General features: G+C 60.6%; 22 protein-coding genes. 6 read left to right on the plus strand and 16 right to left on the minus strand.

The window, feature by feature from the left end:
* Position 1: 1 nt before the first annotated feature.
* A complete protein-coding gene (locus A9G06_RS13430; protein ID WP_047440386.1) occupies positions 2-1,402 on the minus strand; it encodes a HAMP domain-containing sensor histidine kinase in 1,401 nt (466 codons plus the stop codon).
* Between the two features lie 103 nt (positions 1,403-1,505).
* The gene (locus tag A9G06_RS21980; RefSeq protein WP_005339800.1) at positions 1,506-1,598 is read right to left on the minus strand and encodes a YnhF family membrane protein; all 93 of its coding nucleotides are present in this window, start codon (positions 1,596-1,598) and stop codon (positions 1,506-1,508) included.
* A gap of 124 nt (positions 1,599-1,722) precedes the next feature.
* On the opposite strand from A9G06_RS21980, the gene A9G06_RS13435 reads away from it, so the two are divergent.
* Entirely contained in the window at positions 1,723-2,298 is a 576-nt protein-coding gene (locus A9G06_RS13435; RefSeq protein ID WP_069555557.1) for a 2-amino-4-hydroxy-6-hydroxymethyldihydropteridine diphosphokinase, read from the plus strand.
* On the opposite strand, the gene A9G06_RS13440 is transcribed toward A9G06_RS13435, so the two are convergent.
* Positions 2,224-2,928: an SDR family oxidoreductase gene (locus A9G06_RS13440; protein ID WP_069555558.1), complete on the minus strand. Its 705-nt coding sequence runs from the start codon at positions 2,926-2,928 to the stop codon at positions 2,224-2,226. The genes A9G06_RS13435 and A9G06_RS13440 overlap by 75 nt on opposite strands.
* A 161-nt stretch (positions 2,929-3,089) precedes the next feature.
* On the opposite strand from A9G06_RS13440, the gene A9G06_RS13445 reads away from it, so the two are divergent.
* Complete coding sequence (locus tag A9G06_RS13445) at positions 3,090-3,494, plus strand: CBS domain-containing protein (RefSeq protein WP_069555559.1); 405 nt, start codon at positions 3,090-3,092, stop codon at positions 3,492-3,494.
* On the opposite strand, the gene A9G06_RS13450 is transcribed toward A9G06_RS13445, so the two are convergent.
* Positions 3,491-4,027, minus strand: coding sequence for a DUF2301 domain-containing membrane protein (locus A9G06_RS13450; RefSeq protein WP_005357578.1), 537 nt, complete (start codon positions 4,025-4,027; stop codon positions 3,491-3,493). The two genes, A9G06_RS13445 and A9G06_RS13450, sit on opposite strands and share 4 nt — an antisense overlap.
* Before the next feature lie 87 nt (positions 4,028-4,114).
* On the opposite strand from A9G06_RS13450, the gene A9G06_RS13455 reads away from it, so the two are divergent.
* On the plus strand, positions 4,115-4,879 hold the full coding sequence (locus A9G06_RS13455; protein ID WP_069555560.1) for an ABC transporter substrate-binding protein: 765 nt from the start codon (positions 4,115-4,117) through the stop codon (positions 4,877-4,879).
* A gap of 8 nt (positions 4,880-4,887) precedes the next feature.
* Here the strand turns inward: A9G06_RS13455 and asnC are convergent, their stop codons facing one another.
* Positions 4,888-5,349: a transcriptional regulator AsnC gene (asnC, locus tag A9G06_RS13460; RefSeq protein WP_005339783.1), complete on the minus strand. Its 462-nt coding sequence runs from the start codon at positions 5,347-5,349 to the stop codon at positions 4,888-4,890.
* 154 nt (positions 5,350-5,503) lie between these two features.
* On the opposite strand from asnC, the gene asnA reads away from it, so the two are divergent.
* A complete protein-coding gene (asnA, locus tag A9G06_RS13465) occupies positions 5,504-6,496 on the plus strand; it encodes an aspartate--ammonia ligase (protein ID WP_021231465.1) in 993 nt (330 codons plus the stop codon).
* 287 nt (positions 6,497-6,783) lie between these two features.
* Here the strand turns inward: asnA and clpB are convergent, their stop codons facing one another.
* The 3 genes from clpB to rluD all read right to left on the minus strand — a co-directional run bounded on the left by clpB (position 6,784) and on the right by rluD (position 11,390).
* The gene (gene clpB / locus A9G06_RS13470) at positions 6,784-9,357 is read right to left on the minus strand and encodes an ATP-dependent chaperone ClpB (RefSeq protein ID WP_069555561.1); all 2,574 of its coding nucleotides are present in this window, start codon (positions 9,355-9,357) and stop codon (positions 6,784-6,786) included.
* Positions 9,358-9,559: 202 nt separating this feature from the next.
* Positions 9,560-10,297 (minus strand): peptidoglycan editing factor PgeF, encoded by a 738-nt coding sequence (pgeF, locus tag A9G06_RS13475; protein ID WP_069555562.1) that lies wholly within the window; start codon positions 10,295-10,297, stop codon positions 9,560-9,562.
* Positions 10,298-10,409: 112 nt separating this feature from the next.
* A complete protein-coding gene (gene rluD, locus A9G06_RS13480) occupies positions 10,410-11,390 on the minus strand; it encodes a 23S rRNA pseudouridine(1911/1915/1917) synthase RluD (RefSeq protein ID WP_005339771.1) in 981 nt (326 codons plus the stop codon).
* 117 nt (positions 11,391-11,507) lie between these two features.
* On the opposite strand from rluD, the gene A9G06_RS13485 reads away from it, so the two are divergent.
* Positions 11,508-12,263, plus strand: coding sequence for an outer membrane protein assembly factor BamD (locus A9G06_RS13485; protein ID WP_019446583.1), 756 nt, complete (start codon positions 11,508-11,510; stop codon positions 12,261-12,263).
* Positions 12,264-12,398: 135 nt separating this feature from the next.
* Here the strand turns inward: A9G06_RS13485 and A9G06_RS13490 are convergent, their stop codons facing one another.
* The 8 genes from A9G06_RS13490 to yqhD all read right to left on the minus strand — a co-directional run bounded on the left by A9G06_RS13490 (position 12,399) and on the right by yqhD (position 23,070).
* The gene (locus A9G06_RS13490; protein ID WP_069555563.1) at positions 12,399-13,727 is read right to left on the minus strand and encodes a CoA-disulfide reductase; all 1,329 of its coding nucleotides are present in this window, start codon (positions 13,725-13,727) and stop codon (positions 12,399-12,401) included.
* Positions 13,728-13,825: 98 nt separating this feature from the next.
* The gene (locus A9G06_RS13495) at positions 13,826-15,226 is read right to left on the minus strand and encodes an L-cystine transporter (protein ID WP_069555564.1); all 1,401 of its coding nucleotides are present in this window, start codon (positions 15,224-15,226) and stop codon (positions 13,826-13,828) included.
* A gap of 133 nt (positions 15,227-15,359) precedes the next feature.
* Positions 15,360-16,661 (minus strand): serine dehydratase subunit alpha family protein, encoded by a 1,302-nt coding sequence (locus A9G06_RS13500; RefSeq protein WP_069555565.1) that lies wholly within the window; start codon positions 16,659-16,661, stop codon positions 15,360-15,362.
* A gap of 21 nt (positions 16,662-16,682) precedes the next feature.
* Positions 16,683-17,351, minus strand: a complete 669-nt coding sequence (locus A9G06_RS13505; protein ID WP_069555566.1) for a PAS domain-containing protein — start codon at positions 17,349-17,351, stop codon at positions 16,683-16,685.
* A 147-nt stretch (positions 17,352-17,498) separates the two neighbouring features.
* Complete coding sequence (locus A9G06_RS13510; RefSeq protein ID WP_069555567.1) at positions 17,499-18,278, minus strand: ABC transporter substrate-binding protein; 780 nt, start codon at positions 18,276-18,278, stop codon at positions 17,499-17,501.
* A gap of 98 nt (positions 18,279-18,376) precedes the next feature.
* Positions 18,377-19,861, minus strand: coding sequence for a Re/Si-specific NAD(P)(+) transhydrogenase subunit beta (pntB, locus tag A9G06_RS13515; protein ID WP_069555568.1), 1,485 nt, complete (start codon positions 19,859-19,861; stop codon positions 18,377-18,379).
* Positions 19,862-19,872: 11 nt separating this feature from the next.
* The gene (pntA, locus tag A9G06_RS13520) at positions 19,873-21,399 is read right to left on the minus strand and encodes a Re/Si-specific NAD(P)(+) transhydrogenase subunit alpha (protein ID WP_069555569.1); all 1,527 of its coding nucleotides are present in this window, start codon (positions 21,397-21,399) and stop codon (positions 19,873-19,875) included.
* Between the two features lie 507 nt (positions 21,400-21,906).
* Positions 21,907-23,070 carry an alcohol dehydrogenase gene (gene yqhD, locus A9G06_RS13525; protein WP_069555570.1) on the minus strand — a complete coding sequence of 388 codons (1,164 nt, stop codon included), beginning with the start codon at positions 23,068-23,070 and terminating at the stop codon, positions 21,907-21,909.
* Positions 23,071-23,227: 157 nt separating this feature from the next.
* Here yqhD and A9G06_RS13530 point away from each other — a divergent pair, with 157 nt between their 5' ends.
* Positions 23,228-24,130, plus strand: a complete 903-nt coding sequence (locus tag A9G06_RS13530; RefSeq protein ID WP_019446575.1) for an AraC family transcriptional regulator — start codon at positions 23,228-23,230, stop codon at positions 24,128-24,130.
* Positions 24,131-24,136 lie beyond the last annotated feature (6 nt).

Genomic DNA, 24,136 nt, shown 5'->3' on the forward strand with positions numbered 1-24,136 from the left:
CTCATTTCAACGTCAACCTGAAGCAGACATCAGCCTGTTCATCCTCTACCAGAACCAGTTCCCCCCCCAGGCTGTTGGCAGACTCGCGGGCGATGGAGAGGCCCATGCCAGAGCCTTTCAGGAGGCCTTGCCGCACTGTGCTGCCCTGCTCGAAGGGTTCAAAAATGCGTTGCTGATCGGCCACGGGGATCTTGGGCCCCTCGTTGGCCACTTCCAGCCAGCTTATCTGTTCATCCTGCCCTGCCCTGATCCAGATATTGCCCCCGCTGGCGCCGTAACTGACGGCGTTGGAGAAGAGGTTATCGAGGATCAGCCGTAGCCGGTAGGGCTCCGCCCACAGGGTAACCGGCACGGTCGGCAAGTGTACACGGATCTGCTTGGACTCCAATGCCAGCCGGTACTCTGCAGAAAGTTCCGACAACATCGGCAGCAGGGGGACGGGCTCCAGTTCGAAGGCCTCCTGCTGACTGAGCCGGTTGAAATCGAGCAGCCGCTCGATCAGGGTCTGCAAACGCCGACTGTTCTCGTCGAGCATCTGGCAGATCTCCAGCTGATCCGGCGTCAAAGGCCCGACCAGCTGCTCGCAGAGCAGATCCGTCCCCTCCCGCAGCACCGCCAACGGGGTCTTGAGTTCGTGGGAAACATGGCGCAGGAACTGGTATTTCTGCAGCTCCAGTTCTTTGAGTTTGTCGTGCAGCCAGACGATCCGCTCCCCCAGCAAGACCAGCTCGGCAGGGCCGTCAACCGGCTTGGGATCGGGTTCGACCCCGGCTCCCAGGCTCAAGATGCGCGACTCAATCTGTCGTACCGGGTGGATGATGAGGTAGGTGAAGATAAAGACCATCAGCAGGCTGAGCGCCGCTACCGCACCGCTCACCCACCAGAGCTCGCTGGTCAGTCCGGCGATGGTGAGCTGCACCCGATCCATGTGTTCGTCAACCCGGCTGCGGGTGACTATTTCGAGCTGCTTGTTGGCATCGTTGAACTGCTCGAGCTTGTCCCCCGCTACCGCAGCCCGGGCCAAGGCGGCATCCTGCAGGCTGTCGAGCCAGGCCAGCCCCTGATCGAGCCCACTGTAAAGCTGGCCGTCGGTGATGGAGTTGCGGTGTTCCGCCAGCAACACCCGATACCCGTCGAGTTGCTGCTGGTAGCTGGTGAGACTGCGGCGATCCCCCAGCACCGCGAAGCGGCGCAAGGTTCGTTCGATATCGATGGCTTGCGCCGTCAGCAGGGTGGCGCGGCGGGTATCCTTGACCGCCCGCTCCATCTCGTCGCTGGTGAGCTGACTGAGGTGGGCAAGGGAGGTGCTGTTGTGCCAGATCATGCCGCCCAGCGGCATCAACACCAGCACAAATCCCATCAATACCACCTGCAGCAGGGAGCGTGGGCGAACCTTGGTCATCATCTCTTCTCTTGCATTCTCACCGGTGCGCCAGCATAGCCGCACCGCCCCAAAAAACAAAACCGGCCAACAGGCCGGTTTGTATTATCTGGATTGTGGTGATTCACGCCAACGCGACAGAGGCCAGACAGATAATCATGATCATCGCCAGCGCGCCCGAGGCGGTCAACAGCGCCCATTTCAGCTCCACACTCATGCAAACCTCCTTTCTGCCAATCAGTGCCGGATCACAATAGATAAGACAATGTTAAGCCATAGTTAATCCGATAACCGTGAGCTGCGTATACATTTCAGATGAGCCCAACCCAGGGAAGGTGAGCATGTTCTATCTGTGTAGCATTGGTTCCAATATTGACCCGCATATCCATGTCAGCCGCGCACTGGCCGAGCTGTTTGCGAACATCGGTCCCCTGCGGCTGAGTTCGGTGATCCGCACCAAGCCGGTGGGAATGCACTCCAGCCACGACTTTCTCAACTGCCTGCTGGTAGTGGAGAGCCCGCTCGATGCCGCCCGCCTCAAGCAGCACTTTGTCGCCCTCGAGGTAGCTCACGGCCGGGATCGCAGCGATCCGCTCTGCAAGGTGCACGACCGGCCGCTCGACATCGATATTCTGGCCAGCGACAGGAGCGGTGACTTTGCCACGGCAGAGGTCGATTCCTATCTGGCGGAGCTGCTGGCCGAGCTCTATGGCCATGGTGAGGTGCATGACCCCAAGGTGGCGCTGCAAGTGACGCTCCCCGCCCCGTCGGGCACGCTCAAACCCGGCAAGGGCTTGCTGACTCGGCAGGTCGGGCTGGAGCCGCTGGTGCTTGGCAAGCCTTCAGAGGGTGGCCAGCGCACGCCCGCCATCTACCTTGATGCAGGCCCCCGTCATATAACTATTCCCCATCAGTAACTGCACCGCCTGCCAAATGGGCTCAAGCCCTCCCTCCCGCGCCAGCGGTGTTTTCGCCAACACCTGCTGGCGCCATGCCTCGTCATGCTCGTCGAGAAACAGAATGGGGCCCGGCTCTATTGTGTTGACCCGCACCGCAGGCGCCAGCTCCCGGGCAAAGCTCATGGCCAGCGAATGGGCTCCCGCCTTGGTCGCTACATAGCTGGCAAAACGGGGGGCCGGGGCATGGATATAGATATCGGTGATGTGAATGATGCTGGCGTTGGGATTGCTGGCCAGCCGGGGGGCCAGCGCCTGGTTTAGCTGGAAGGGGGCAGCCATGTGTACCCGGTAGAACTGCTCGAACTGGGCCAGTTGCGCCGCCGGATCAGTTGCCTGCGGCTCGAAGGCCGAGGCGTTGTGGATCACCAGCGTCAGATCCTGATGGGTCGCCAGCACATCGATCAGCTTGCCAACGTCCTCTTCCCGACCAAAATCCGCCTGCACCAGTTCGACCCCCAATGCAGCCAGCGTGGCCAGCTCCGGCCGCTCGCTGCGATAACTGCCCGTCACCTGCCAGCCCGCGGCCATCAGCTGTTCACAGAGATAAAATCCGAGTCGACGGCCGCAGCCCGTAACCAATGCACGCATACGATCTCCTTTCCCTTTCATGGTCTTGCATGAACGAAGCCCGCCTGCCAGCGGATCACCGCCGATGGCTTGTGCCTATCAATCCCTGCGGCACAAGCCATTGGTCACGGGCCACTCGCCCGCGTCATAGTGGCGACATCCCCTCTTGCGGAGTCACCACCATGCTGAAAGTACACCACCACATGGGTCGCCTGACCCACTCCCTCACTGCCGGACTCGGCCTGGCAGAAGCGCTGGATCGCCTGCATCAATCGGGTCTTGGCGGCCTGCCGGTGCTGGATGAGCAGAAACGGCTGATCGGCTTTCTTTCCGAACAAGATTGCATCCCCAGCCTGCTCACCGGCAGCTACCACTGCGATACCCGCACCCAGGTGGAGGATCTGATGAACCGCTCGCCCCTCTCGGTCGGGCCGGATGAGAGCATTCTGGAGCTGGCTCGCCAGATGGCCGACGCCAAACCCAAGATCTACCCGGTGCTGCAACAGGGCAAGGTGATCGGCATCATCAGCCGCCGTCAGGTGATGGAGGCCCTCAACCAGCAGATGAAGGTGTGCCAGCAGACCTAGATCTGGTAACGCCCCTTGTCACCGATATCGAAGTGCAGGGGCATCCGCCACTTGGCCAGCGCCAGCAAGGTCAACAGGGCCCCGCAGACCAGCGCCACCAGTGCGGCGGCCCACTCCACCCGCAACCACTCCAGCAGCCATAACGCCGGCAGCAATACGGGCACCAGCTTGATGCCGGGAATGGCGAAGCAAAACTGCTCCTTGAACGCCAGCCCGGAGAGGGTCGCCAAGGCCGCTCCCAGCACCAGCGCATCCGGTGCCCCTACCGCAGCCAGGGCCAGCGCGCCCCAACCAAATCCCTGCAGAATCAGGCGAATCCGCTTGTCGTAGATATGCAGCGAGAAGCCGCAGATTGCGCTTGCCACTGCCAGCGACATCAACCATTGTGCCGACGGGAGCAATGCCATCCCGCTCAGCAGCGCCGCACCGCGGCAAAGCAGCAACAGGGCAGCCGCACTCAAGCCAAGGCGGTAGAGCGAGACGGTCAACTTGTCGATCCCGTCCAGCGGGCTCTCGATTTCAGGATTTGCCATAAATAGTCGCTTCTAACGGATCAGGTGCCATCCAATATACTGGAATCAGGTCTTGGAATATCTTCAAACGGGCTCAGGAGACGTAGTTTGCGTGTGATCCCCCTGTTTTGGTTGCTGTTTCCACTCGGATTGCCCGCCAAAGAGCTGGTGATCTGCGGCACCATGGAGCCCCCGCTCAAGTTTCTCGATGCCGATCAGAAACCCCGTGGGCTCGATATCGACATAGTCACCGCCATCTTCGACAAGCTGGAGACGCCTTTTCGGATCGAGCTGGCCGACTCCGGCGCCCGCCTCACCCGTAATGCCGAAACCGGCGCCTGCGACCTGGTGATGACCCACTCCTACAAGGCGGAGCGGGAGAGTTATCTCATCTATCCCCAACAGGCCCATCTTCGCCACAGCTGGCACTTCTTCGTGCGCAAGGCGGACCTGATGAAGATCCGCTACGAAACGCTGGCCGATCTCAAACCCTGGCGCATCGGCGTGACCAAGGATTTCTCCTACACCCCTGAACTGGCAGCGGCCATGACCGACCCGGCCTATCAGTTTCAGAAGATCACCATGAACCAGCTGCAACTGCGTAAACTGCTGGCCGGACGGATCGATACCGTGCCCATGCCGCTGGTCACCGCCTTCACCCAAATCAAGGAGGAGGGGCTGACGGGCAAGGTCGATTACCTGCCCAAACCGCTCAAGAGCAGCCCCTACTTCAACACCTGGGCCCGCGCACGAGCGGATGCACAGACCCCCGCCCTGATGGCGGCCTACGATGCCGAACTGCTGCGCATGAAGCGAAACGGCAGCCTCAAGGCCCTCTACGACAAGTACGCCATCCCCTATATCGAACCCTGATCAGCCGGTCAGGGCTTCACGTCCCGCAGAATCGGATTCTGCAGCGAGATCAGGGTTTCAGTGGACTGAATCTCGTCGATAGTCTGGATCTTGTTGATCAGCACTATCTGCAGCTCGTCGATGGAGCGGGTCATCACCTTCATGAAGATGCTGTAGTGGCCGGTGGTGTAGTAGGCCTCCACCACCTCGTCCAGCGCCTGCAGCTTGGCCAGTGCCGAGGGGTAATCCTTGGCACTCTTCAGATTGATCCCGATAAAGCAGCAGACGTCGTAACCCAGCTTCTTGGGGTTAACCTGCACCCGTGTCCCCTCGATGATCCCCGCCTGTTTCATCTTCTCCACCCGCACATGGATGGTGCCCGGGCTGACCGCCAGTTGTTTCGCAAGTTCGGCGTAAGGGATCCGCGCATTTTCCATCAGAGCGGTGAGGATGGCCTGATCGAGATTATCGATCCGGTAATTTTCCGGCATTTTTTTGCACTCCCGTTGACGATACCTCATTAAACAACGGCTTATTTTGAAGAAAAAAATACACAAAGCCTATTTCTATTATCGAATATTGAATTTAGTTGGCATTCCGTTGAAGAATCACCACATCCAACGGGGTTTGAAACAGGAATTCAGCATGAAACAGCACTACATTCGCAGCCAACAGCAGATCAGCTTCGTCAAAGAGATGTTCTCCCGCCAACTCGCCCAGCAACTGGGTCTGATGGAGGTGCAAGCCCCCATTCTGAGCCGGGTCGGTGATGGCACTCAGGACAACCTCTCTGGCCACGAGAATGCAGTGCAGGTCAAGGTGAAAACCCTGCCGGAGCACAGCTACGAAGTGGTCCATTCACTGGCCAAGTGGAAGCGCCAGACTCTCGGTCGCTTCGGGTTCGGCCCGGGTGAAGGGATCTACACCCACATGAAAGCGCTGCGTCCGGATGAAGACAAGCTCACCCCTATCCACTCGGTCTACGTGGATCAATGGGACTGGGAGAAGGTGATGCCGAGCGAGCGCCGCGATCTGGCCTATCTGCAGGAAACCGTGCGCGGCATCTGGGCCGCCATCAAGGCCACCGAGCGCGCAGTCTGCGCCGAACATGAGCTGACCCCCTTCCTGCCAGCCGAGATCCAGTTCCTGCACAGCGAAGAGCTGCTGGCCCGTTACCCGGATCTCGATGCCAAGGGGCGCGAGCGTGCCATCGCCAAAGAGCTGGGGGCCGTGTTCCTGATTGGCATCGGCGGTGCCCTCTCCCACGGCGAACGCCACGATGTGCGCGCCCCGGACTATGACGACTGGAGCAGCCACAGCGAGCTGGGTCTGGCCGGTCTGAACGGTGACATTCTGGTGTGGAACCCGGTACTGCAAGACAGCTTCGAGATCTCCTCCATGGGGATCCGGGTCGATGCCGAGGCGCTGCGCCGTCAGCTGGCTATCACAGGCGACGAGGATCGCCTGCAGTACGACTGGCATCAGGATCTGCTGGCCGCACGGATGCCGCAGACCATCGGCGGTGGCATCGGCCAATCCCGTCTGGCCATGCTGCTGCTGCAAAAAGAGCATATCGGTCAGGTGCAGGTCGGCGTCTGGCCAGCCGAGATGAAAGCTGCCGTGCAAGGCATGCTGTAACGAATGAAGGCCATGCCGGCGCCATCTCAGCCGGCATGGCAACAGGCAGGTGGCCGTCGGGGTTGAGCGAGCGCATCCCCGGCAGGCTGTAAGACGCAAGGCCGTTAGCGGCTTTGTTTCGAAATCGGGGGCTTGCCCCTGCGACCCGCTCAACCCACGTCAGGTCGCGTCACTACATTCCTCTCGGCAATCTTCGGATTGCCGTTTTTTTTGCGCCCGAATCCCCGCCACCAGATATGACAACGCCAGCCCGAGGGCTGGCGTTGCAAACATCGACACGAGATCGGTTACTGGGTCATGGTGAGGCCGTTGCTGTCGGCCCCCAGCACCAGTTTTTTGCCCGGCACGATGCGGCCGGAGAGCAGGGCCTGCGCCAGCGGGTTCTCCACCTTCTGCTGGATCGCCCGTTTGAGAGGCCGCGCCCCGTAGACGGGGTCGAACCCGGCATGCACCAGCTTCTCGAGCAGCGCTTCGCTCACCTCCACCTCGTAGCCCTGAGCCTCGAGACGGCCCATCAGGCTCTTGAGCTGGATGCGGGCGATGGACTTGATGTGCTCCTCGCCAAGCGGATGGAACACCACGGTCTCGTCGATCCGGTTGATAAATTCCGGCCGGAAACTGCGGGTCAGCACATCCATCAGCATGGCCTTCATCTCGTCGTAATCCTTCTCGGAGTGGTGCTCCTGAATCAGATCCGACCCGAGGTTGGAGGTCATGATCACCACCGAGTTGCGGAAATCGACGGTGCGACCCTGACCATCGGTCAGGCGGCCATCATCCAGCACCTGCAACAGGATGTTGAACACATCCGGATGTGCCTTCTCCACCTCGTCCAGCAGGATCACCGAGTAGGGACGACGGCGCACCGCCTCGGTCAGATAACCACCCTCTTCATAACCCACGTATCCGGGAGGCGCCCCCACCAGACGGGCCACGCTGTGTTTCTCCATGAACTCGGACATATCGATCCGCACCATGGCATCCTGGGTATCGAACAGGAACTCCGCCAGCGCCTTGCACAACTCGGTCTTGCCCACCCCGGTGGGCCCCAGGAACAGGAAGGAGCCGATGGGGCGATTCGGATCGGAGAGACCGGCACGGGAGCGACGAATGGCGTTGGAGACGGCATCAACCGCCTCTTCCTGACCAATCACCCGGCTGTGCAACTGATCTTCCATCCGCAACAGCTTGTCGCGCTCTCCTTCCAGCATGCGGGCGACCGGAATACCGGTCCAGCGCGCCAAGACGTCTGCAATCTCCACGTCGGTGACCCGGTTGCGCAGCAGACTGGTCTCCTGCATCTCGGCTTGAGTGGCGAGATCCAGCTGTTTCTCCAGCTCCGGAATGCGGCCGTACTGCAGCTCGGACATCCGGCCCAGGTCGCCTGCCCGGCGCGCCACATCGAGATCCTGACGTGCCTGCTCGAGGACCGCCTTGATATGCTGGGTGCCGGCAAGGGCGGCCTTCTCGGCCTTCCACACCTCGTCCAGCTCGTTGTATTCCCGATCCTTCTCGCCAATCTCCTGATTGATCAGCTCCAGACGCTTGCGGCTGGCGTCGTCGTCCTCCTTCATCAGCGCCTGCTGCTCCAGCTTGAGCTGGATGATGCGCCGCTCGAGGCGATCGAGCGCCTCGGGCTTGGAGTCGATCTGCAACCGGATGCTGGCTGCCGCCTCATCGATAAGGTCGATAGCCTTGTCCGGCAGCTGGCGATCCGCAATGTAGCGGTGCGACAGCTGGGCCGCCGCCACGATGGCAGGATCGGTGATCTGCACATGGTGGTGCAGCTCGTAACGCTCTTTCAGGCCGCGCAGAATGGCGATAGTGTCCTCCACGCTCGGCTCTTCCACCAGCACCTTCTGGAAACGGCGCTCCAGCGCGGCATCTTTCTCGATGTACTGACGGTACTCATCCAGGGTGGTGGCACCGACGCAGTGCAGGTCGCCACGGGCCAGCGCAGGTTTCAGCATGTTGCCCGCGTCCATGGCCCCTTCGCCCTTGCCGGCGCCGACCATGGTGTGCAACTCGTCGATAAAGAGGATGACATTGCCCTCCTCCTTGGCGAGATCGGTCAGTACGGCCTTGAGCCGCTCTTCAAACTCACCGCGATACTTGGCACCGGCCACCAGCGCCCCCATGTCCAGCGACAGCACCCGCTTGTTCTTGAGCCCTTCCGGCACTTCGCCGTTGATGATGCGCTGAGCCAACCCCTCGACGATGGCGGTTTTACCGACACCGGGGGCACCGATCAGCACGGGGTTGTTCTTGGTGCGGCGTTGCAGCACCTGAATGGTACGGCGGATCTCGTCATCACGGCCGATCACCGGGTCGAGTTTGCCGATTTCGGCCCGCTCAGTCAGATCGATGGTGTACTTCTCCAGCGCCTGACGGTTCTCCTCGGCGTTGGCATCTTCCACCTTCTTGCCGCCACGCACCTTGTCGATGGCCGCTTCGAGTTTTTCCTTGGTCAGCCCCTGGGCGCGCAGCAGCTCGCCCAGCGTCCCCTTCTCGTCGAGGGCAGCCAGCACGAACAGCTCGGAGGAGATGAACTGATCCTTGCGCTGCTGGGCCAATTTGTCGCAGACGTTGAGCAGGCGGCCGAGGCCGTTGGAGAGCTGCACGTCCCCTTCTACGCCGCTGACGCGCGGCAGGCGATCCAGCTCCTCACCGAGGCGCGAGCGCAGAGAATTGATATCCAGCCCGGTCAGGGTCAACAGCGGACGGATAGAGCCGCCATCCTGATTGACCAACGCGGTCATCAGGTGAACGGGTTCGATGAATTGGTGGTCACGACCCAGCGCAAGAGACTGGGCATCGGAAATAGCAATCTGGAATTTGCTGGTAAGGCGATCGAGGCGCATTGCACTCCCCCTTCAAACAGGCAGACGCCGCTTGCGCGGCAAACAACATAACTTTCTGAGATGAAAGATGAGGCCCGTACGGGCTATTTCAAGGGCATGGACTGGTTATTTTTTCTGCAAAGCGGGGAGGAGGCAGGATCCCCGCCTCTCTCATACGGATCTGCTCTTGAGAGAGACGGGCTATTACTTGGCGGGTGATTGCTTAGCGGGCCAACCAGATGAGGGAGGCCATGCGACCGGTCTGGCCGTCGCGACGATAAGAGTAGAACTGCTCGCTGTCGCTGAAGGTGCAGTATTCGCCACCATAGACGGCGGTAACGCCAGCGCGGGCGAGGCGCAGCCGGGCCAGCTGGTAGATATCCGCCAACCATTTGCCGTCGTTGGCGGAAGGCACGAAAGCCGCGACCGCTTCAGCCTGCTCAGCCATAAAGGCCTCGCGCACCTCGCCACCCACTTCAAATGCAGTGGGGCCGATGGCCGGGCCAAGCCAGGCCAGGATCTCGCCCGGCTCGCAGCCCATGGCGGCGATGCTTGCCTCCAATACGCCCTCTTTCAGGCCACGCCAGCCCGCGTGAGCGGCAGCCACTACGGTACCTGCCCGATCGCAGAACAACACCGGCAGACAGTCGGCGGTCATCACGATGCAGGCCAGCTCCGCCTCATGGGCGCAGGCGGCATCGGCATCCGGTGCAGGCTGATAATGGCTGCTGACCGGATGAACCACGGTGCCGTGCACCTGATTGAGCCAGTTAAGGGGCCCCGGGATGGCGGCTGCCTGCTGCAAGCGAACACGATTAGCCTCGACTCGCGCCGGTTCGTCACCCACATGGGCGCCCAGATTGAGACCGGTAAAGACCCCTTCACTGACGCCGCCATCCCGGGTGGTCGACAACGCCCTGACACACGCCGGGGCTGGCCAGTCGGGTTCGATCCATTTCATCTGTGACTCCTTCAATTCACCGATATAAAAACGGGGCTCCTGCAAGGGAACCCCGTTTGGCATCTGTTCGGGCCGGATGACGCCAGAAACCGACGCAGCAGGCCCTATCGCATCAGTTCCAGACTAAATCATCCGGATTGGCGAGAGTATCCGCGCGCAGCACTTCCATCAGCTCCACCATGTCTTGCGGTGTAGCTGAGTGCCACTGCATCACTTCCCCCGTGATGGGGTGAGCCAGTTGCAGCATGGTGGCATGCAGCGCCTGACGGTTGAAGTTGCGCAGTGCCTGGGTCAGCTCGGGGGTCGCGTTGCGCAGCGGGCGCAGACGGCCACCGTAAGCGGGATCGCCCACCAGCGGGTGTTTGATGTGCGCCATGTGGACACGGATCTGGTGGGTACGGCCGGTCTCCAGACGCAGACGCAGACGGGTGTGGCCACGGAACTTCTCGTGAACCCGGTAGTGGGTCACGGAAGGACGACCATTGGGCACCACGGCCATATGGGTACGCTGGGTCGGGTGACGGCCGATGGGCGCATCGACGGTGCCACCTGCGGTCATGTGACCGATGGCGATCGCTTCGTACTCACGGGTGATCTGGCGCGCCTGCAACGCTTCCACCAGATGGGTCTGGGCGGGTACAGTTTTGGCAACCACCATCAAACCTGTGGTGTCTTTATCCAGACGGTGCACGATACCGGCGCGGGGTACCTCGGCAATGCCGGGGTAGCGGTGCAGCAGGGCGTTGAGGATGGTGCCATCCGGCGTACCTGCGCCCGGGTGAACCACCAGTCCGGCCGGTTTGTCGATCACCAGAATGTGTTCATCTTCGTAAACTATGTTGAGCTCGATATCCTGGGCATCCCAGCGAGTATCATCTTCCAGCTCGACATTCACATGCACCTGCTGCCCGGCCAGAATCTTCTCGCGCGGGGTGTTGGCAACCTGACCGTCCAGGGTCACTCTGTCCTGTAAAATCCACTCCTTGATGCGGGTGCGGGAGTAGTCTGGAAACAATTCGGCCAGGGCCTGGTCGAGTCGCTGCCCGAATTGGTGATCCTGGAATTCGCCTGTCAGTTCAATATGCTGGCTCATGTATGGTCTCTTGAGCGGGGGGTATCAATTCGAAATAATCCGGGTATTCTAGCTTTTCTTTTAGCCAAGCATAACGGATACTTTGCCAATTTCGTGGAAATGGACCGGATGTTGTTGATGGGAAAGAAGTCTCACCTGCTGATGTCGCTCGCCTTGGTCGCTACCTTGATCACAGGCTGTTCCAGCACCAAACCCAAGGTACCCGACGAACCGCCGGAGACCCTGTACCAGAAAGCACGCCTCAAACTGGACGTTGGCAATTACGTGCAAGCCACTGAATTGCTGGAGGCTTTGGACTCTCGCTACCCGTTCGGCGCCTACTCCAATCAGGTGCAGCTTGACCTCATCTATGCCTACTACAAGCAGGATGATACCGCTCAGGCGATCGCCAATATCGACCGTTTTATCCGCCTCAATCCGGCGCATAAAAACATCGATTACGTCTTCTATATGCGCGGCCTGACCAACATGGCGGCGGATTACAATTTCTTCCAGAGCCTGTTCGGTATCGATCGGGACGACAAAGACCCGGCTTATGCCCGTCAGGCATTCCAGGATTTCAAGACCCTGTTGCAGAACTACCCCAACAGCGTCTATGCCGCCGATGCCCGCGCCCGCATGATTGGCCTGAAGAATCGACTGGCCCGATATGACCTGAGCGTGGCCGAGTATTACGTGAAGCGTGATGCTCTGGTCGCAGCCGCCAACCGGGCCAAGCTGATTGTCGAAACCTACCCCGACACAGCCGAAACCGAGAAAGCGCTGGAGATCATGGTCGAGTCTTACGACGCCCTGAAGATGCCGCAACTGGCCAAGCATGCCCGCGAAGTGCTGGCCAAGAACTACCCGGAGAACCGCCTCGGCCGTGGTTGAGTGATACGGATCAACCGGTAACAAAAAACCGATGCCTTGGCATCGGTTTTTTTATCGCTGCAATTTACCCTCAGCTGTTACCCGCAGATTGCTCTGCAGAGCAGGATCAGCGTGACAGCGCCGTCATCGCAGCTCTTACTTCGCGACATTACCCGCCACGTTCAGGGCATCCCAGGTGCGGGAGAAGGGCGGCGCGTAGGCAAAGTCCAGCATGCCGAGCTGCTCGGTGGTCACTCCCATGGTGATGGCCACCGCCAGCGCGTCGATGCGGTGTACCGCCCCCTTGCGACCGAGGATCTGGCCACCCAGCAGCCGCTTGCTGCCCGTCTCATAGACCAGCTTGACGTGAATGTCGGACTGGCCCGGGCAGTAGTTGGTGTGGCACTTGTCCTTGATCACCACGGTGCGATAGTCGATGCCCATCGCCTTGGCTTCCTGCTCGGAGAGACCGGTACGGCCCGCTTCCAACCCCAGTACCTTGAGCGCAGCAGAACCGAGGGTGCCAGGGAACTCCTGCTCGGCCCCGGCCAGGTTCTCACCCACCATACGGCCCAACTTGTTGGCGATGGTGGCGAGCGGCACATAGACCTGCTGCTGCTTCACGCTGTGCCAGACGCTGGCACAGTCACCGGCCGACCAGACGTTGGCCAGCGAGCTGCGTCCCTGACGGTCCACCTTGATGGCGCCGTTGCCGAGCCGCTCGATGCCGGTATCGGCCAGAAACTCGGTGTTGGGCTTGACCCCGGTGCAGACCACCACGATATCGGCCTCGTACTCGCCCTGGCTGGTTCGCACACCGGTCACCCGGCCATCCCCCAGCAATGCTTCAACTCGCTCACCCAGATGGATAGAGACCCCCTGCTCGCGCAGTTCGGTTTCGATGTGCTGGGTAATCTCGCCATCAAATGCATCGGGGATGACCCGATCCGCCAGCTCAATAAGACACACCTCTTTACCCTGATGCACCAGCGCCTCGACCACCTCCAGCCCGATAAAGCCGGAGCCGATCACCACGGCGCGGCGATTGTTCTTGTCTTGCACCGCCGCCTTCAGCGCCAGCCCATCGGCCATCCGACGCAGGCCGAATACCCCTTGCTGCTGCAAACCGGGGATGGGGGGCATCACTTCGCGGGCGCCGGTGGCGATCATCAGCCGATCGTAGCGATCGGTGAAGGTGTCGCCGTTGTGCTCCACCACCAGAGTCTGGGCAGCCGCATCGACGCTCAGCACCCGATGGCCAATCTTGACCTCGATCCCCTTGGCAGCGAACTGCTCGGGGGTGAACTCGGCCATGTAACCGGGCTCCTGAAACTCGTCACCGACGAAGTAAGGCAGGCCGCAGGCACCGAAAGAGATCACCTCGGATGCCTCATACACCACGATGTCGGCATCTTTGGCCAGTCGGCGTGCCTTGGCGGCCGCACTCATACCGGCGGCTTCGCCACCGATGATCAGAATTCTCATTGTTTTTCCTCTCAATGGCGCAGGGAGGGCATGCCCTCCCTGCGGTCTATGACGGGAAAGAGTCGCCCCTTTCCACGGGCAGATCAACCGACAGCAAATCAGACGGTGGACTCTTCGCCGTCCAGACTCACTTCGTGATCGCTGTTGAACACATGCATGTCGGTCTCGCCCATCAGGCGGCTGGTGACAGTCCCTGCGGTGATGGAGCCGGAAACGTTGAGCGCGGTACGGCCCATGTCGATCAGCGGCTCGATGGAGATGAGCAGACCGGCCAGCGCCACCGGGAAGTCCAGCGCGGAGAGCACGATCAGCGCGGCAAAGGTGGCGCCGCCGCCAATGCCGGCCACCCCGAAGGAGCTGACGGTAATGATGGCGATCAGGGTCATGATGAAGCCGGGATCCATCGGGTTGACCCCGACGGTCGGGGCAATCATCACGGCCAGCATGGCCGGATAGATACCGGCGCAGCCGTTCTGGCCGATGGTGGAACCGAAGGAGGCGGCGAAATTGGCGATCCCTTCAGGAATACCCAGCGACTTGGTCTGGGTCTGCACGTTCATCGGGATGGAGCCCGCACTGGTGCGCGAGGTGAAGGCAAAGGCCAGCACCGGCGTGATCTTCTTGAGGAAGCGCAGCGGGTTGATGCCGACCATGCTCACCAGCAGCAGGTGCACGACAAACATGATGGCGATGGCACCGTAGGAGGCCATCACAAAGCTGAGCAGGTTGAGGATGTCAGCATAGTTGGAACCGGAGACCACCTTGGTCATCAGCGCCAGTACGCCGAACGGGGTCAGGCGCAGCACCAGAGTCACCATTCGCATCACGATGGCATGAGCCACAGCCACGAAGTGGCTGAAGCTGGCGAAGATCTCCGGCTTCTTGCGGGCAATGCCGGTGGCAGAGAGGCCGATGAAGATGGAGAAGATCACCACGGCGATGGTGGAGGTCTTGCGCGCGCCAGTCATGTCTAGGAAGGGGTTGGCGGGAATGAACTCCAGAATCATCTTGGCAAACGACATGCTCTCGACGCTGCCGAGGGTGGTCTGCAGCGCGGCGCCCCGGGCGCTTTCGGCGGCACCGGAGGTGAGCCCTTCAGCGGTCAGGCCAAACAGGTTGGACATCAGGATGCCCGCCCCGGCGGCGATGGCGGTGGTGAAGATCAGCACGCCTATGGTCATGGCGCTGATCTTGCCCAGCGCAGTGCCACCATTGAGCTTCAAGATAGCGCTGATGATGGAGACCATGATCAGCGGGATGATGATCATCTGCAGCAGCTTCACATAGCCGCTACCCACGATATCCAGATAGTCAATGGTCTGAACAATGACGGGCGAACCTGCACCGTAAAGCAGTTGCAACGCGGCGCCGAACAGAATACCGAGCCCCAGACCGGAAAATACCCGGCGGGTGAAGCTCACATGTTTTTCCTGTAACCGGTAGAGAAAGAACAGCAAGATGGCGGCGATGGCCAGATTGCCGATAACGCTAAATGTCATGGTATGACTCCCCAAAAAGCGGGCTTGCGCCCGAGAAACAAGAGCAAGCGCCATGCTTGCCCTGGCAACCGTGTCAGACGGTCTGCGCCGTCGTGACAAGAACAAGGGGGTCTATCGCCCCCTTGTCACCGATTCACTGCTTCTGCTGTTTCGCTCGCATGATGTTGATGATTTCGATGTCGGTATCCAGCATCCCTTCTTTGGAGAGGCGGCCCAGATTGGCGATGGTCTGATCCACATCGTCGGAGACGATCCCCTCGCTCTGGGGGACATGCAGGTTGTTGATGGCCATCAGCGAAGACTTAACCGCCGCCGAGGTGGAAGTGGAGACCTTCATGGAGCAGGCGCTGCCCGCGCCGTCGCAGATGATGCCGGAGACATCGCCAATCATGTTGTTGATGCAGTGGCTGATCTGCTGATACTGGCCGCCCAGCAGCCAGGTGATGGCGGCACCGGCCCCCATGGCGGCGGTACTGGCGGCGCAGAGGGCCGACAGCTTGTTCTGATAAGTCTTGATGTAGATGGCCACCAGATGGCTCATCACCAGCGCCCGGGTCAGCTGCTCGTCGCTCGCCTTGAGGAAGCGGGCGGCCGCGACCACCGGCATGGTGGCGGCAATGCCCTGATTGCCAGAACCGGAGTTGGACATGGCGGGCAGCATGGCGCCATCCATCCGTGCATCGGAGGCGGCTGAGGAGAGTCGCATCGCCAGCGTCATCAGGTCATCGGAGAGCAGCTTGCGCTCCACCTGCTCGGTGAGGATCTTGCCGATCTTCAGGCCGTAACCCTGCAACCCTTCGTCCGCCAGCGCCTGATTCATGGTGGCGGCCTCGCGGATAAAGTCGATCTCCGCCAGCGGCACTTCCAATGCAAAATCGACGATCTCCCGCAGGGTCATGGTCGGTTTGGCGGATTTGGCTGGCTGGATCTGCACGCCGGGGGCACTGGCCTGCTCCATCAACACCTCGCCATCCTTCTCCATCAGGATGATGCGGGTGTGGTCGGTGCAGATCACCACCCGGGCACTATGGCCCTCCACTTCGGCCAGCACCTCGGCGTAGAGCACGTCCGGCACATCCTTCACATCCACCTTGATCACCGGCAGCAGCGCCTTGGCCGCGTCCACCTGTTCTGGTGTGAGGGTCTTGAGCACCTCCAGCCCGGCATCGGGATTGCCACCGGTGATGCCGACCGCAGCGGCCACCGGCAGACCGATCATGCCAGTGCCCGGCACTCCGACCCCCATGCCGTTCTTGAACAGATTGCCACTGACCCAGACGCTGATGCGGGTCGGGGTCTCCCCCAGCAGCTTGCGGCAGTTGGCCGCCGCCAGCGCCACCGACATCGGCTCGGTACAGCCCAGGGCCGGCACCACTTCACGCTTGAGCAGGGTAATAAAGTCGGTCCATTGTGCTTTCATCGCAGTGTTTCTCATGTTCAGGGTGCCCGCAGGCAGTTATTGCTTGTTCAGATCCGCTTTGTGATTACGGATATGCAGATAAACAGTATGACGGGAGATGCCGAGCATCCGGGCAACCAGCTGGGCCGCCTCCTTGATCTCGAAGATCCCCATGTCGAAGAGCCGGGTCACTATCTCCTTGTTGCGCACCGTGCAGGAGAGCGAATCGTCCCGATCCACCTTCTCAATCACCTGAGTCACCAGATCGTCCACCGAGCTGGCAAAGGTCTCGTTGTTGAGCGGCGCCGGTGCCGCGGGCAGCGCAAAAGTATCGAGCAGGCTGCCAAGGGAGGTATCCAGACTGAAGTTCACGCAGAGCATGCCGATGGGCTTGCCCTGCCGGTTGCTGATAGTGATGGAGGAGGACTTCAGCAGCGTCCCGTCGCGGGTACGGCTGAAGTAGCTGCTCCACTGGCTGCCCGCCTCCCCCTGCAAGCGGTTGAGGGCAAAGTCGGTGACCGGCGCCCCCTCCCGACGACCGGTGACATGGCCGTTGGCAATCTTGATAACCGATGCATCCAGCGTATCGAACGCATGCAGCACCACCTCGCACCCTGCGCCAAACAGCGCGGCCAGCGCCTCGACCGCGGGCTCGAAACTGGCGATCAGATGACGTTCTTCATCCGTTAACGAATTGATCTGGTCAGTGGTGGCTGCTGTGGACATATATGAGTAACTTTGAGTAAACCGCAGTTGATTCTACTATCAACAAGATCAACTAATGTTGAGCGGCATCCCCTTTTTGCTCGCCATTATGCCCACCTTTTAACAAAGTGCGACAAATTGTGAAGCGGCGCACAGCCGGGCGGCAACTCAGAGGTGATAGCGAGCCAGCAGCTGCTTGTAGGCGGGGGTCTGTTTGAACGCCTTGAGGGCAGAGGAGAAGCGGATAGCCAACTGGTCGTGGCCGGGCTTGTGGGTAAACGCGAGGAAGTTGCGGTTGTCGTCGGTCAGCAGGCGCGAGCCGTGGTTCACCTGCTCCTGCAACCCCTGGGTATGCAGCAAGTAGCGACCGACCCGCTCGTTGAGCACCACCCCATCCAACCGACCGGCCATCATCAGATGCAGTTGTTTGATGGCATTCCCCTCCCCCGTCATCGGCATCCGGATAACGCCGGGATCGGTCAGAAAATCGGGGCTGTAGGCATAATCTTCCTGAATACCTATCCGCAGACCCTTGAGGTCGGAGAGCTGCCTGAAATCTACCGGACGAGCCGTCGGATAGAAGAGCACTTCGCCGCTGTAAGAGAGCGGCTCTTCGGGGTAGTGGAGCCAGTGCTGGCGGGAAGGTTCAAAGAAGACATCAAGCACCGCATCCCCCTGCCTGAGACGGGCCTGCTGCAGAACCCGCTTCCAGGGCAGCACCCTGATTTCAGTGCGATAACCCATCTGGCGCAACACGGTACAGGCCAGATCGAGATCGGCGCCGGCCAGCTCGCCATTGTCACCACGCATCACATAAGGGGGCCACAGCTCGGTCAGCAGCGTCAGAGTCGGCGGCTCGTTCGTCGCCACGGCCGAACCAGCACCAAACAGGGAGGCCAGCAGCCAGCCGTACAACCCGATCCTTCGCCAACCCTGACACCACATCATGGAGATCCCTCATGGTCCGTATGGATTGAGGATATACAAGGGATGAACAATAAAAAAGGAGGCCGAAGCCTCCTTGAGATCCACTCTCTGAATGGCACTTACAGTGCTTTCAGGATTGCCTCGACGCTGGCCTTGGCATCGCCAAACAGCATCTGGGTATTTTCCTTGAAGAACAGCGGGTTCTGGACACCGGCGTAGCCAGTGTTCATGGAGCGCTTGAAGCCGATGACGTTCTGCGCTTTCCACACTTCCAGCACCGGCATACCGGCGATCGGGCTGCCCGGATCTTCCATCGCGGCCGGGTTGACGGTGTCGTTGGCACCGATCACCAGCACGGTGTCGGTATCGGCGAAGTCGTCGTTGATCTCGTCCATTTCCAGCACGATGTCATACGGTACTTTCGCTTCCGCCAGCAGCACGTTCATGTGGCCAGGCAGACGACCGGCAACCGGGTGGATACCGAAGCGCACCTTGACGCCGCGATCACGCAGCTTCTGGGTGATTTCAGCCACCGGATACTGGGCCTGCGCCACCGCCATGCCGTAGCCCGGGGTGATGATGACGGAGCTGGAGTTCTTCAGCAGGTCAGCCACTTCCTCGGCGCTGGTTTCGCGGTATTCGCCCATCTCCTGCTCAGCCGTGGAGGCTACGCCGTCGGAGCCGAAGCCACCGGCGATCACGGAGATGAAGGAGCGGTTCATCGCCTTGCACATGATGTAAGAGAGGATCGCACCGGAGGAGCCCACCAGAGCACCGGTGACGATCAGCAGGTCGTTGGAGAGCATGAAGCCCGCCGCTGCCGCCGCCCAACCGGAGTAGGAGTTCAGCATGGAAACTACCACCGGCATGTCGGCGCCACCGATGGAGGCAACCAGATGCCAGCCGAAGGCGAAGGCGATCAGGGTCATCACCAGCAGGGCGAAGGTAGAGCCGCCCGCGTTGACGAAGTAGACCATCAGCGCCAGCGAGGCGACCACGGCCAGCAGGTTCAGCTTGTGGCGGTGCGGCAGCATCAGCGGCTTGGAGGAGATGAGACCGCGCAGTTTGCCGAAGGCAACCACGGAACCGGTAAAGGTTACGGCACCAATGAAGACGCCCAGGAAGATCTCGACCAGGTGGATGTTCAGCATGGCGCCGGTCAGGTGCTCGACCTGGGCAACGCTGTTGGCCTGCTCGAACGCCGCACGGGCGGCTGCCAGGGTGGCATCCAGGTTGGAACCGACGGAGACAACCACCTCAGCAGGGGCAGAGGGGTGCAGATCGATGAAGCTGTTGAAGCCCACCAGCACCGCTGCCATACCCACGAAGCTGTGCAGCACGGCCACCAGCTCGGGCATCTCGGTCATCTCGACCTTGAGTGCCAGACGCACGCCGATGGCACCGCCGATCACCATGGCCAGGATGATCCAGTGAACACCACTGGTCTCCGGGTTGAATACGGTGGCGAGCAGGGCGATAGCCATACCCGCGATACCGAACAGGTTGCCATGTTTGGCCGTCTCTTGCTTCGACAGTCCCGCGAGACTGAGGATGAAGAGCACGGCGGCAACGATATAGGATGCTGTTACCAGTCCTTGAGACACGTTAAACCCCCTTAATCCTTACGGAACATCTTCAGCATGCGCTGAGTGACGGTGAAGCCGCCGAAGATGTTGATACTGGCAATCAGCACGGCGATGAACGCCAGCGCGGTGACCAGGGTCGACCCTTGCCCGATCTGCAGCAGGGCACCGACCACGATAATGCCGGAGATGGCATTGGTGACCGACATCAGCGGCGTGTGCAGGGCGTGAGAGACGTTCCACACCACGTAGTAACCGACCACACAGGCCAGGATGAATACGGTGAAGTGGGAGAGGAAGGCTGCCGGGGCAACGGAGGCGATCCAGCCGAAGGCGGCGATGCCGAGGGCACCGAACACGAACTTCTTGTTGGAGGGCTTGGCCTCTTCCTTCTTGGCGGCCGGTTTGGCGGCGGCCGGTTTCTGCGGGGCAGCTGAGACGGAGATGGCGGGCGGCGGGAAGGTCACTTCACCGGCCTGGATCACCGTCATGTTGCGCTGAACCACGTCTTCGAAGTCGATAGCGACGTTGCCGTCCTTCTCCTTGCACATCAGCTTCATCAGGTTGACCAGGTTGGTACCGTAGAGCTGAGAGGATTGGGCAGGCAGACGACCCGGCAGATCGGTGTAACCAATCACCTTGACGCCGTTGTCGGTGACATGCAGCTCACCCGGCACTGTGTCTTCACAGTTGCCGCCAGCCTGAGCGGCCATGTCCACGATGACGGAGCCCGGCTTCATGCTGTCGACCATCTCTTTGGTGATCAGCTTGGGAGCCGGCTTGCCCGGGATCAGGGCGGTGGTGATGATGATATCCACCTCTTTGGCCTGCTGGGCGAACAGCTCCATCTCGGCCTTGATGAACTCATCGGACATGACTTTGGCGTAACCATCGCTGGATGCACCGTCTTCGCCACCGAAGTCCAGCTTGAGGAATTCCCCACCCATGGATTCGATCTGCTCGGCCACTTCCAGACGGGTGTCGAATGCACGCACGATGGCGCCGAGGGAACCGGCCGTACCGATGGCGGCCAGACCGGCTACACCGGCACCGATCACCAGTACCTTGGCAGGCGGCACTTTACCGGCTGCGGTGATTTGACCGGTGAAGAAGCGACCGAACTGGTGCGCAGCTTCAACCACGGCGCGATAGCCACCGATGTTGGCCATGGAGGAGAGGGCATCGAGGGACTGGGCACGGGAGATCCGCGGCACCATATCCATCGCCATCACATTGATGTTGCGCTCGGACAGCTTCTTGACCAGCTCAGGGTTCTGGGCAGGCCAAATGAAGCTCACCAGAGTGGCGCCATCTTTAATTTGTGCGATCTCGGCATCGGTCGGCGCATTGACCTTGAAGATAAGGTCGGCTTGCCAGACATTCGGCACCACGCTGGCACCGGCAGCCTCGAAGGCGGCATCATCGAAGCTGGCCGACAGGCCTGCGCCGGTCTCGATGGCGACCTCGAAGCCGAGCTTTTTCAGCTGCTCGACGGTAGCCGGGGTCGCTGCGACCCGGGTCTCACCGGCGAGACTCTCTCTCGGTATTCCAATCTGCATGACTATTCCCTGATGGTTAATAAACAATCGCTGCCCAGTGTCTCACTTCTGACGAAACAAAACATGACCAAAGTGCAGGTCCAGGGCTCTTTGTTATGAAAATCAGTAGGCTTTACCTCAACCTCCTGTCATGGTCAGGCCCCCGCTTTTCAGGCGCGAAGGTGATTAGTATCAAATTTTGGAGTTTTATTACAACCGCAGTCCCGACGGCACTCGTACAGAATTCAGCCCATCCCTGGCTACGATTAAAAAAAACAAACCAAATTAGAGACTTATACCAGTAAAAACGGCTGAAAAAAGTGATCCAACCAGTCAAAAAAAATGTTTTACCGGCCCTCTATCTTAGCGTTTTTTGTTCTTACGAAATCCGCTTTCGTCTCACTTCTCGCAGCAAAACGCCGAAAAGTAACATTTTCCCAACAAAAGCGGGGCCGCTCAGCCACCAGAAGGCGGGAGAGGGCCCCGGCAATTCAATCGTTTCGCCCGTTTGGCACCGATTGACGGCCCTTACCAGGCCGCTTCATAAATATGCTGGCTCTGCACCAGATCGATGTCGCCGTGCTCGCCGATGGCAGTCATACCGTGCTCCCCCAGCTTGCCAATCAGGGTGTCGATACCCAGATCTTTCAGACCGCAGTCGCGCAGTCGGGTCTTGACCCCCATCCGCTCGAAGAAGTCGCGGGTAGCGGCGATGGCATCGTCGATGCGCTCCGCTTCGCTGCCGCTGCTCAGACCCCACACCCGCTCTGCGTATTGCAGCAGCTTGGCATGCTTCTGTTTGCGCTTGGCCTGCAGCAGGGCGGGCAGCACCACCGCCAGAGTCTGGGCGTGGTCGAGGCCGTGCAGGGCAGTCAGCTCGTGACCCAGCATGTGGGTGGCCCAGTCCTGTGGTACACCGGCACCAATCAGGCCGTTCAACGCCATGGTGGCGCTCCACATGATGTTGGCGCGCACCTCGTAGTTGTGCGGCTCGGCCAGAGCCTTGGGGCCCTCTTCGATCAAGGTCAGCAGCAAACCTTCGGCGAAGCGATCCTGCACCTTGGCATTGACCGGATAGGTGAGGTACTGCTCCACGATGTGGACGAAAGCATCCACCACCCCGTTCGCCACCTGACGCTCGGGCAGGGTGTAGGTCAGCACAGGATCCAGCACGGCGAAGCGCGGCATCACGAACGGCGAGAAGAAGTGCACCTTGTCGCCACTGCTGCGACGGGTGATGACGGCGCCCATGTTCATTTCGGAACCGGTCGCCGGCAGGGTCAGCACGGAACCGAGCGGGATGGCGGAACGCACTTCGCTGCCGACGGTCTCGAGAATGTGCCAGGGATCCTTGGCCAGATCGTAGTGCGCGGCAGCAGCGATAAACTTGGTGCCATCGAGCACCGAGCCGCCGCCAACGGCGAGCAGGAAATCGACCCGCTCGGCACGGGCCAGCTCCACGGCGCCCATCAGGGTCTCGTAGGCCGGGTTCGGCTCGATGCCGCCAAATTCAAACAGGGTCATGCCAGCCAGCTCGTTGCGGATCTGTTCCAGCAGGCCGCTGCGTACCACGCTGCCGCCACCGTAGGTGATCAAGACGCGGGCATCGCTCGGAAGCTGCTCGCGCAGCTGGGCGATCTGCCCTTGGCCGAACAGGATCTTGGTCGGGGTATGGAGAGTAAAGTTGTTCATCGACATTGCCTTCTTCTGATAGTCAGGGCGGCCAGGCCGCGAAATCGTGATTGCATTTTTCTCCAGAACCACCCTACCATCAAGACAACATCCTGCTTGATTCTTGCCTATTTCTACAAAGCAGCGAAAACCGGAACTGTCGAATCAAAGAGTGCCCATGCAAAACCGTTACAGCGACCTCGCCGCCAGATTGACCCGCCACGTCACCGCCCCCGGCATCACCCCATCACCGGTGAAACAGGTCAACCTCATCTATACCACCGAGCATCATGGCCGCACCCCGGTGCTCTACCAACCGCGGATGATCGTTATCCTGCAGGGACACAAGGTGGGTTATCTGGCGGATCAGGTGTTTCGCTACGACCCCAACCACTATCTGCTGATGACCCTGCCGCTCCCCTGCGAGTGCGAGTGCTTCGCCTCCCCTGAGCAGCCGCTTATCGGTTTTACCATCGAGATCGATCTGGTCACCCTGCAAGAGCTGCTGCTGGAGCTGGGCGATGCCCTGCCCGCCCCCGCGCCGCAAAAGAGCGGCGTCCACTCGGTCCCCCTGTCGGAAACCATGTTTTGCGCCGCCGAGCGACTGATCGAGCTGATGGACAACCCGCTGCACGCCAGGGTGCTGGGGCCGCAGACGGTGCGGGAGATGCTGTTCCACGCCCTCACCGAGGGGGGCGGCCCGGCGCTGCAAGCGCTCGCCAATCGCCACAACCATGTGGGCCAGATCGCCCGGGTGCTGCGTATGATAGAGTCCCGTTATGCCGACAACCTCACCATGGAGGAGCTGGCGCGGGAGGTGAACATGAGCGTCTCCGCCTTTCACCACCACTTCAAGGCGGTCACTGCCACCTCGCCGCTGCAGTACATCAAGTCGTTTCGCCTGCACAAGGCGCGAATGATGATGCTGCACGACGGCATCAAGGCGGGCACCGCGGCGGCCAGAGTCGGTTACGAGAGCAACTCCCAGTTCAGTCGGGAGTACAAGCGCTTCTTCGGCAGCACGCCGACGGATCAGGCCTCCCGCTTCCGGGATGGCCAGCTGCGCATCATCGAGGGATAACAAGAG

The organism is Aeromonas sp. DNP9 (genome assembly GCF_001728955.1).
Lineage (GTDB): Bacteria > Pseudomonadota > Gammaproteobacteria > Enterobacterales > Aeromonadaceae > Aeromonas > Aeromonas veronii.

Coding starts and splice junctions, on each gene's coding strand:
- A9G06_RS13430 (WP_047440386.1), bottom strand. CDS start 1,402: ATGACCAAGGTTCGCCCACGCTCCCTGCTGCAGGTGGTATTGATGGGA.
- A9G06_RS21980 (WP_005339800.1), bottom strand. CDS start 1,598: ATGAGTGTGGAGCTGAAATGGGCGCTGTTGACCGCCTCGGGCGCGCTG.
- A9G06_RS13435 (WP_069555557.1), top strand. CDS start 1,723: ATGTTCTATCTGTGTAGCATTGGTTCCAATATTGACCCGCATATCCAT.
- A9G06_RS13440 (WP_069555558.1), bottom strand. CDS start 2,928: ATGCGTGCATTGGTTACGGGCTGCGGCCGTCGACTCGGATTTTATCTC.
- A9G06_RS13445 (WP_069555559.1), top strand. CDS start 3,090: ATGCTGAAAGTACACCACCACATGGGTCGCCTGACCCACTCCCTCACT.
- A9G06_RS13450 (WP_005357578.1), bottom strand. CDS start 4,027: ATGGCAAATCCTGAAATCGAGAGCCCGCTGGACGGGATCGACAAGTTG.
- asnC (WP_005339783.1), bottom strand. CDS start 5,349: ATGCCGGAAAATTACCGGATCGATAATCTCGATCAGGCCATCCTCACC.
- asnA (WP_021231465.1), top strand. CDS start 5,504: ATGAAACAGCACTACATTCGCAGCCAACAGCAGATCAGCTTCGTCAAA.
- clpB (WP_069555561.1), bottom strand. CDS start 9,357: ATGCGCCTCGATCGCCTTACCAGCAAATTCCAGATTGCTATTTCCGAT.
- pgeF (WP_069555562.1), bottom strand. CDS start 10,297: ATGAAATGGATCGAACCCGACTGGCCAGCCCCGGCGTGTGTCAGGGCG.
- rluD (WP_005339771.1), bottom strand. CDS start 11,390: ATGAGCCAGCATATTGAACTGACAGGCGAATTCCAGGATCACCAATTC.
- A9G06_RS13485 (WP_019446583.1), top strand. CDS start 11,508: ATGGGAAAGAAGTCTCACCTGCTGATGTCGCTCGCCTTGGTCGCTACC.
- A9G06_RS13490 (WP_069555563.1), bottom strand. CDS start 13,727: ATGAGAATTCTGATCATCGGTGGCGAAGCCGCCGGTATGAGTGCGGCC.
- A9G06_RS13495 (WP_069555564.1), bottom strand. CDS start 15,226: ATGACATTTAGCGTTATCGGCAATCTGGCCATCGCCGCCATCTTGCTG.
- A9G06_RS13500 (WP_069555565.1), bottom strand. CDS start 16,661: ATGAGAAACACTGCGATGAAAGCACAATGGACCGACTTTATTACCCTG.
- A9G06_RS13505 (WP_069555566.1), bottom strand. CDS start 17,351: ATGTCCACAGCAGCCACCACTGACCAGATCAATTCGTTAACGGATGAA.
- A9G06_RS13510 (WP_069555567.1), bottom strand. CDS start 18,278: ATGATGTGGTGTCAGGGTTGGCGAAGGATCGGGTTGTACGGCTGGCTG.
- pntA (WP_069555569.1), bottom strand. CDS start 21,399: ATGCAGATTGGAATACCGAGAGAGAGTCTCGCCGGTGAGACCCGGGTC.
- yqhD (WP_069555570.1), bottom strand. CDS start 23,070: ATGAACAACTTTACTCTCCATACCCCGACCAAGATCCTGTTCGGCCAA.
- A9G06_RS13530 (WP_019446575.1), top strand. CDS start 23,228: ATGCAAAACCGTTACAGCGACCTCGCCGCCAGATTGACCCGCCACGTC.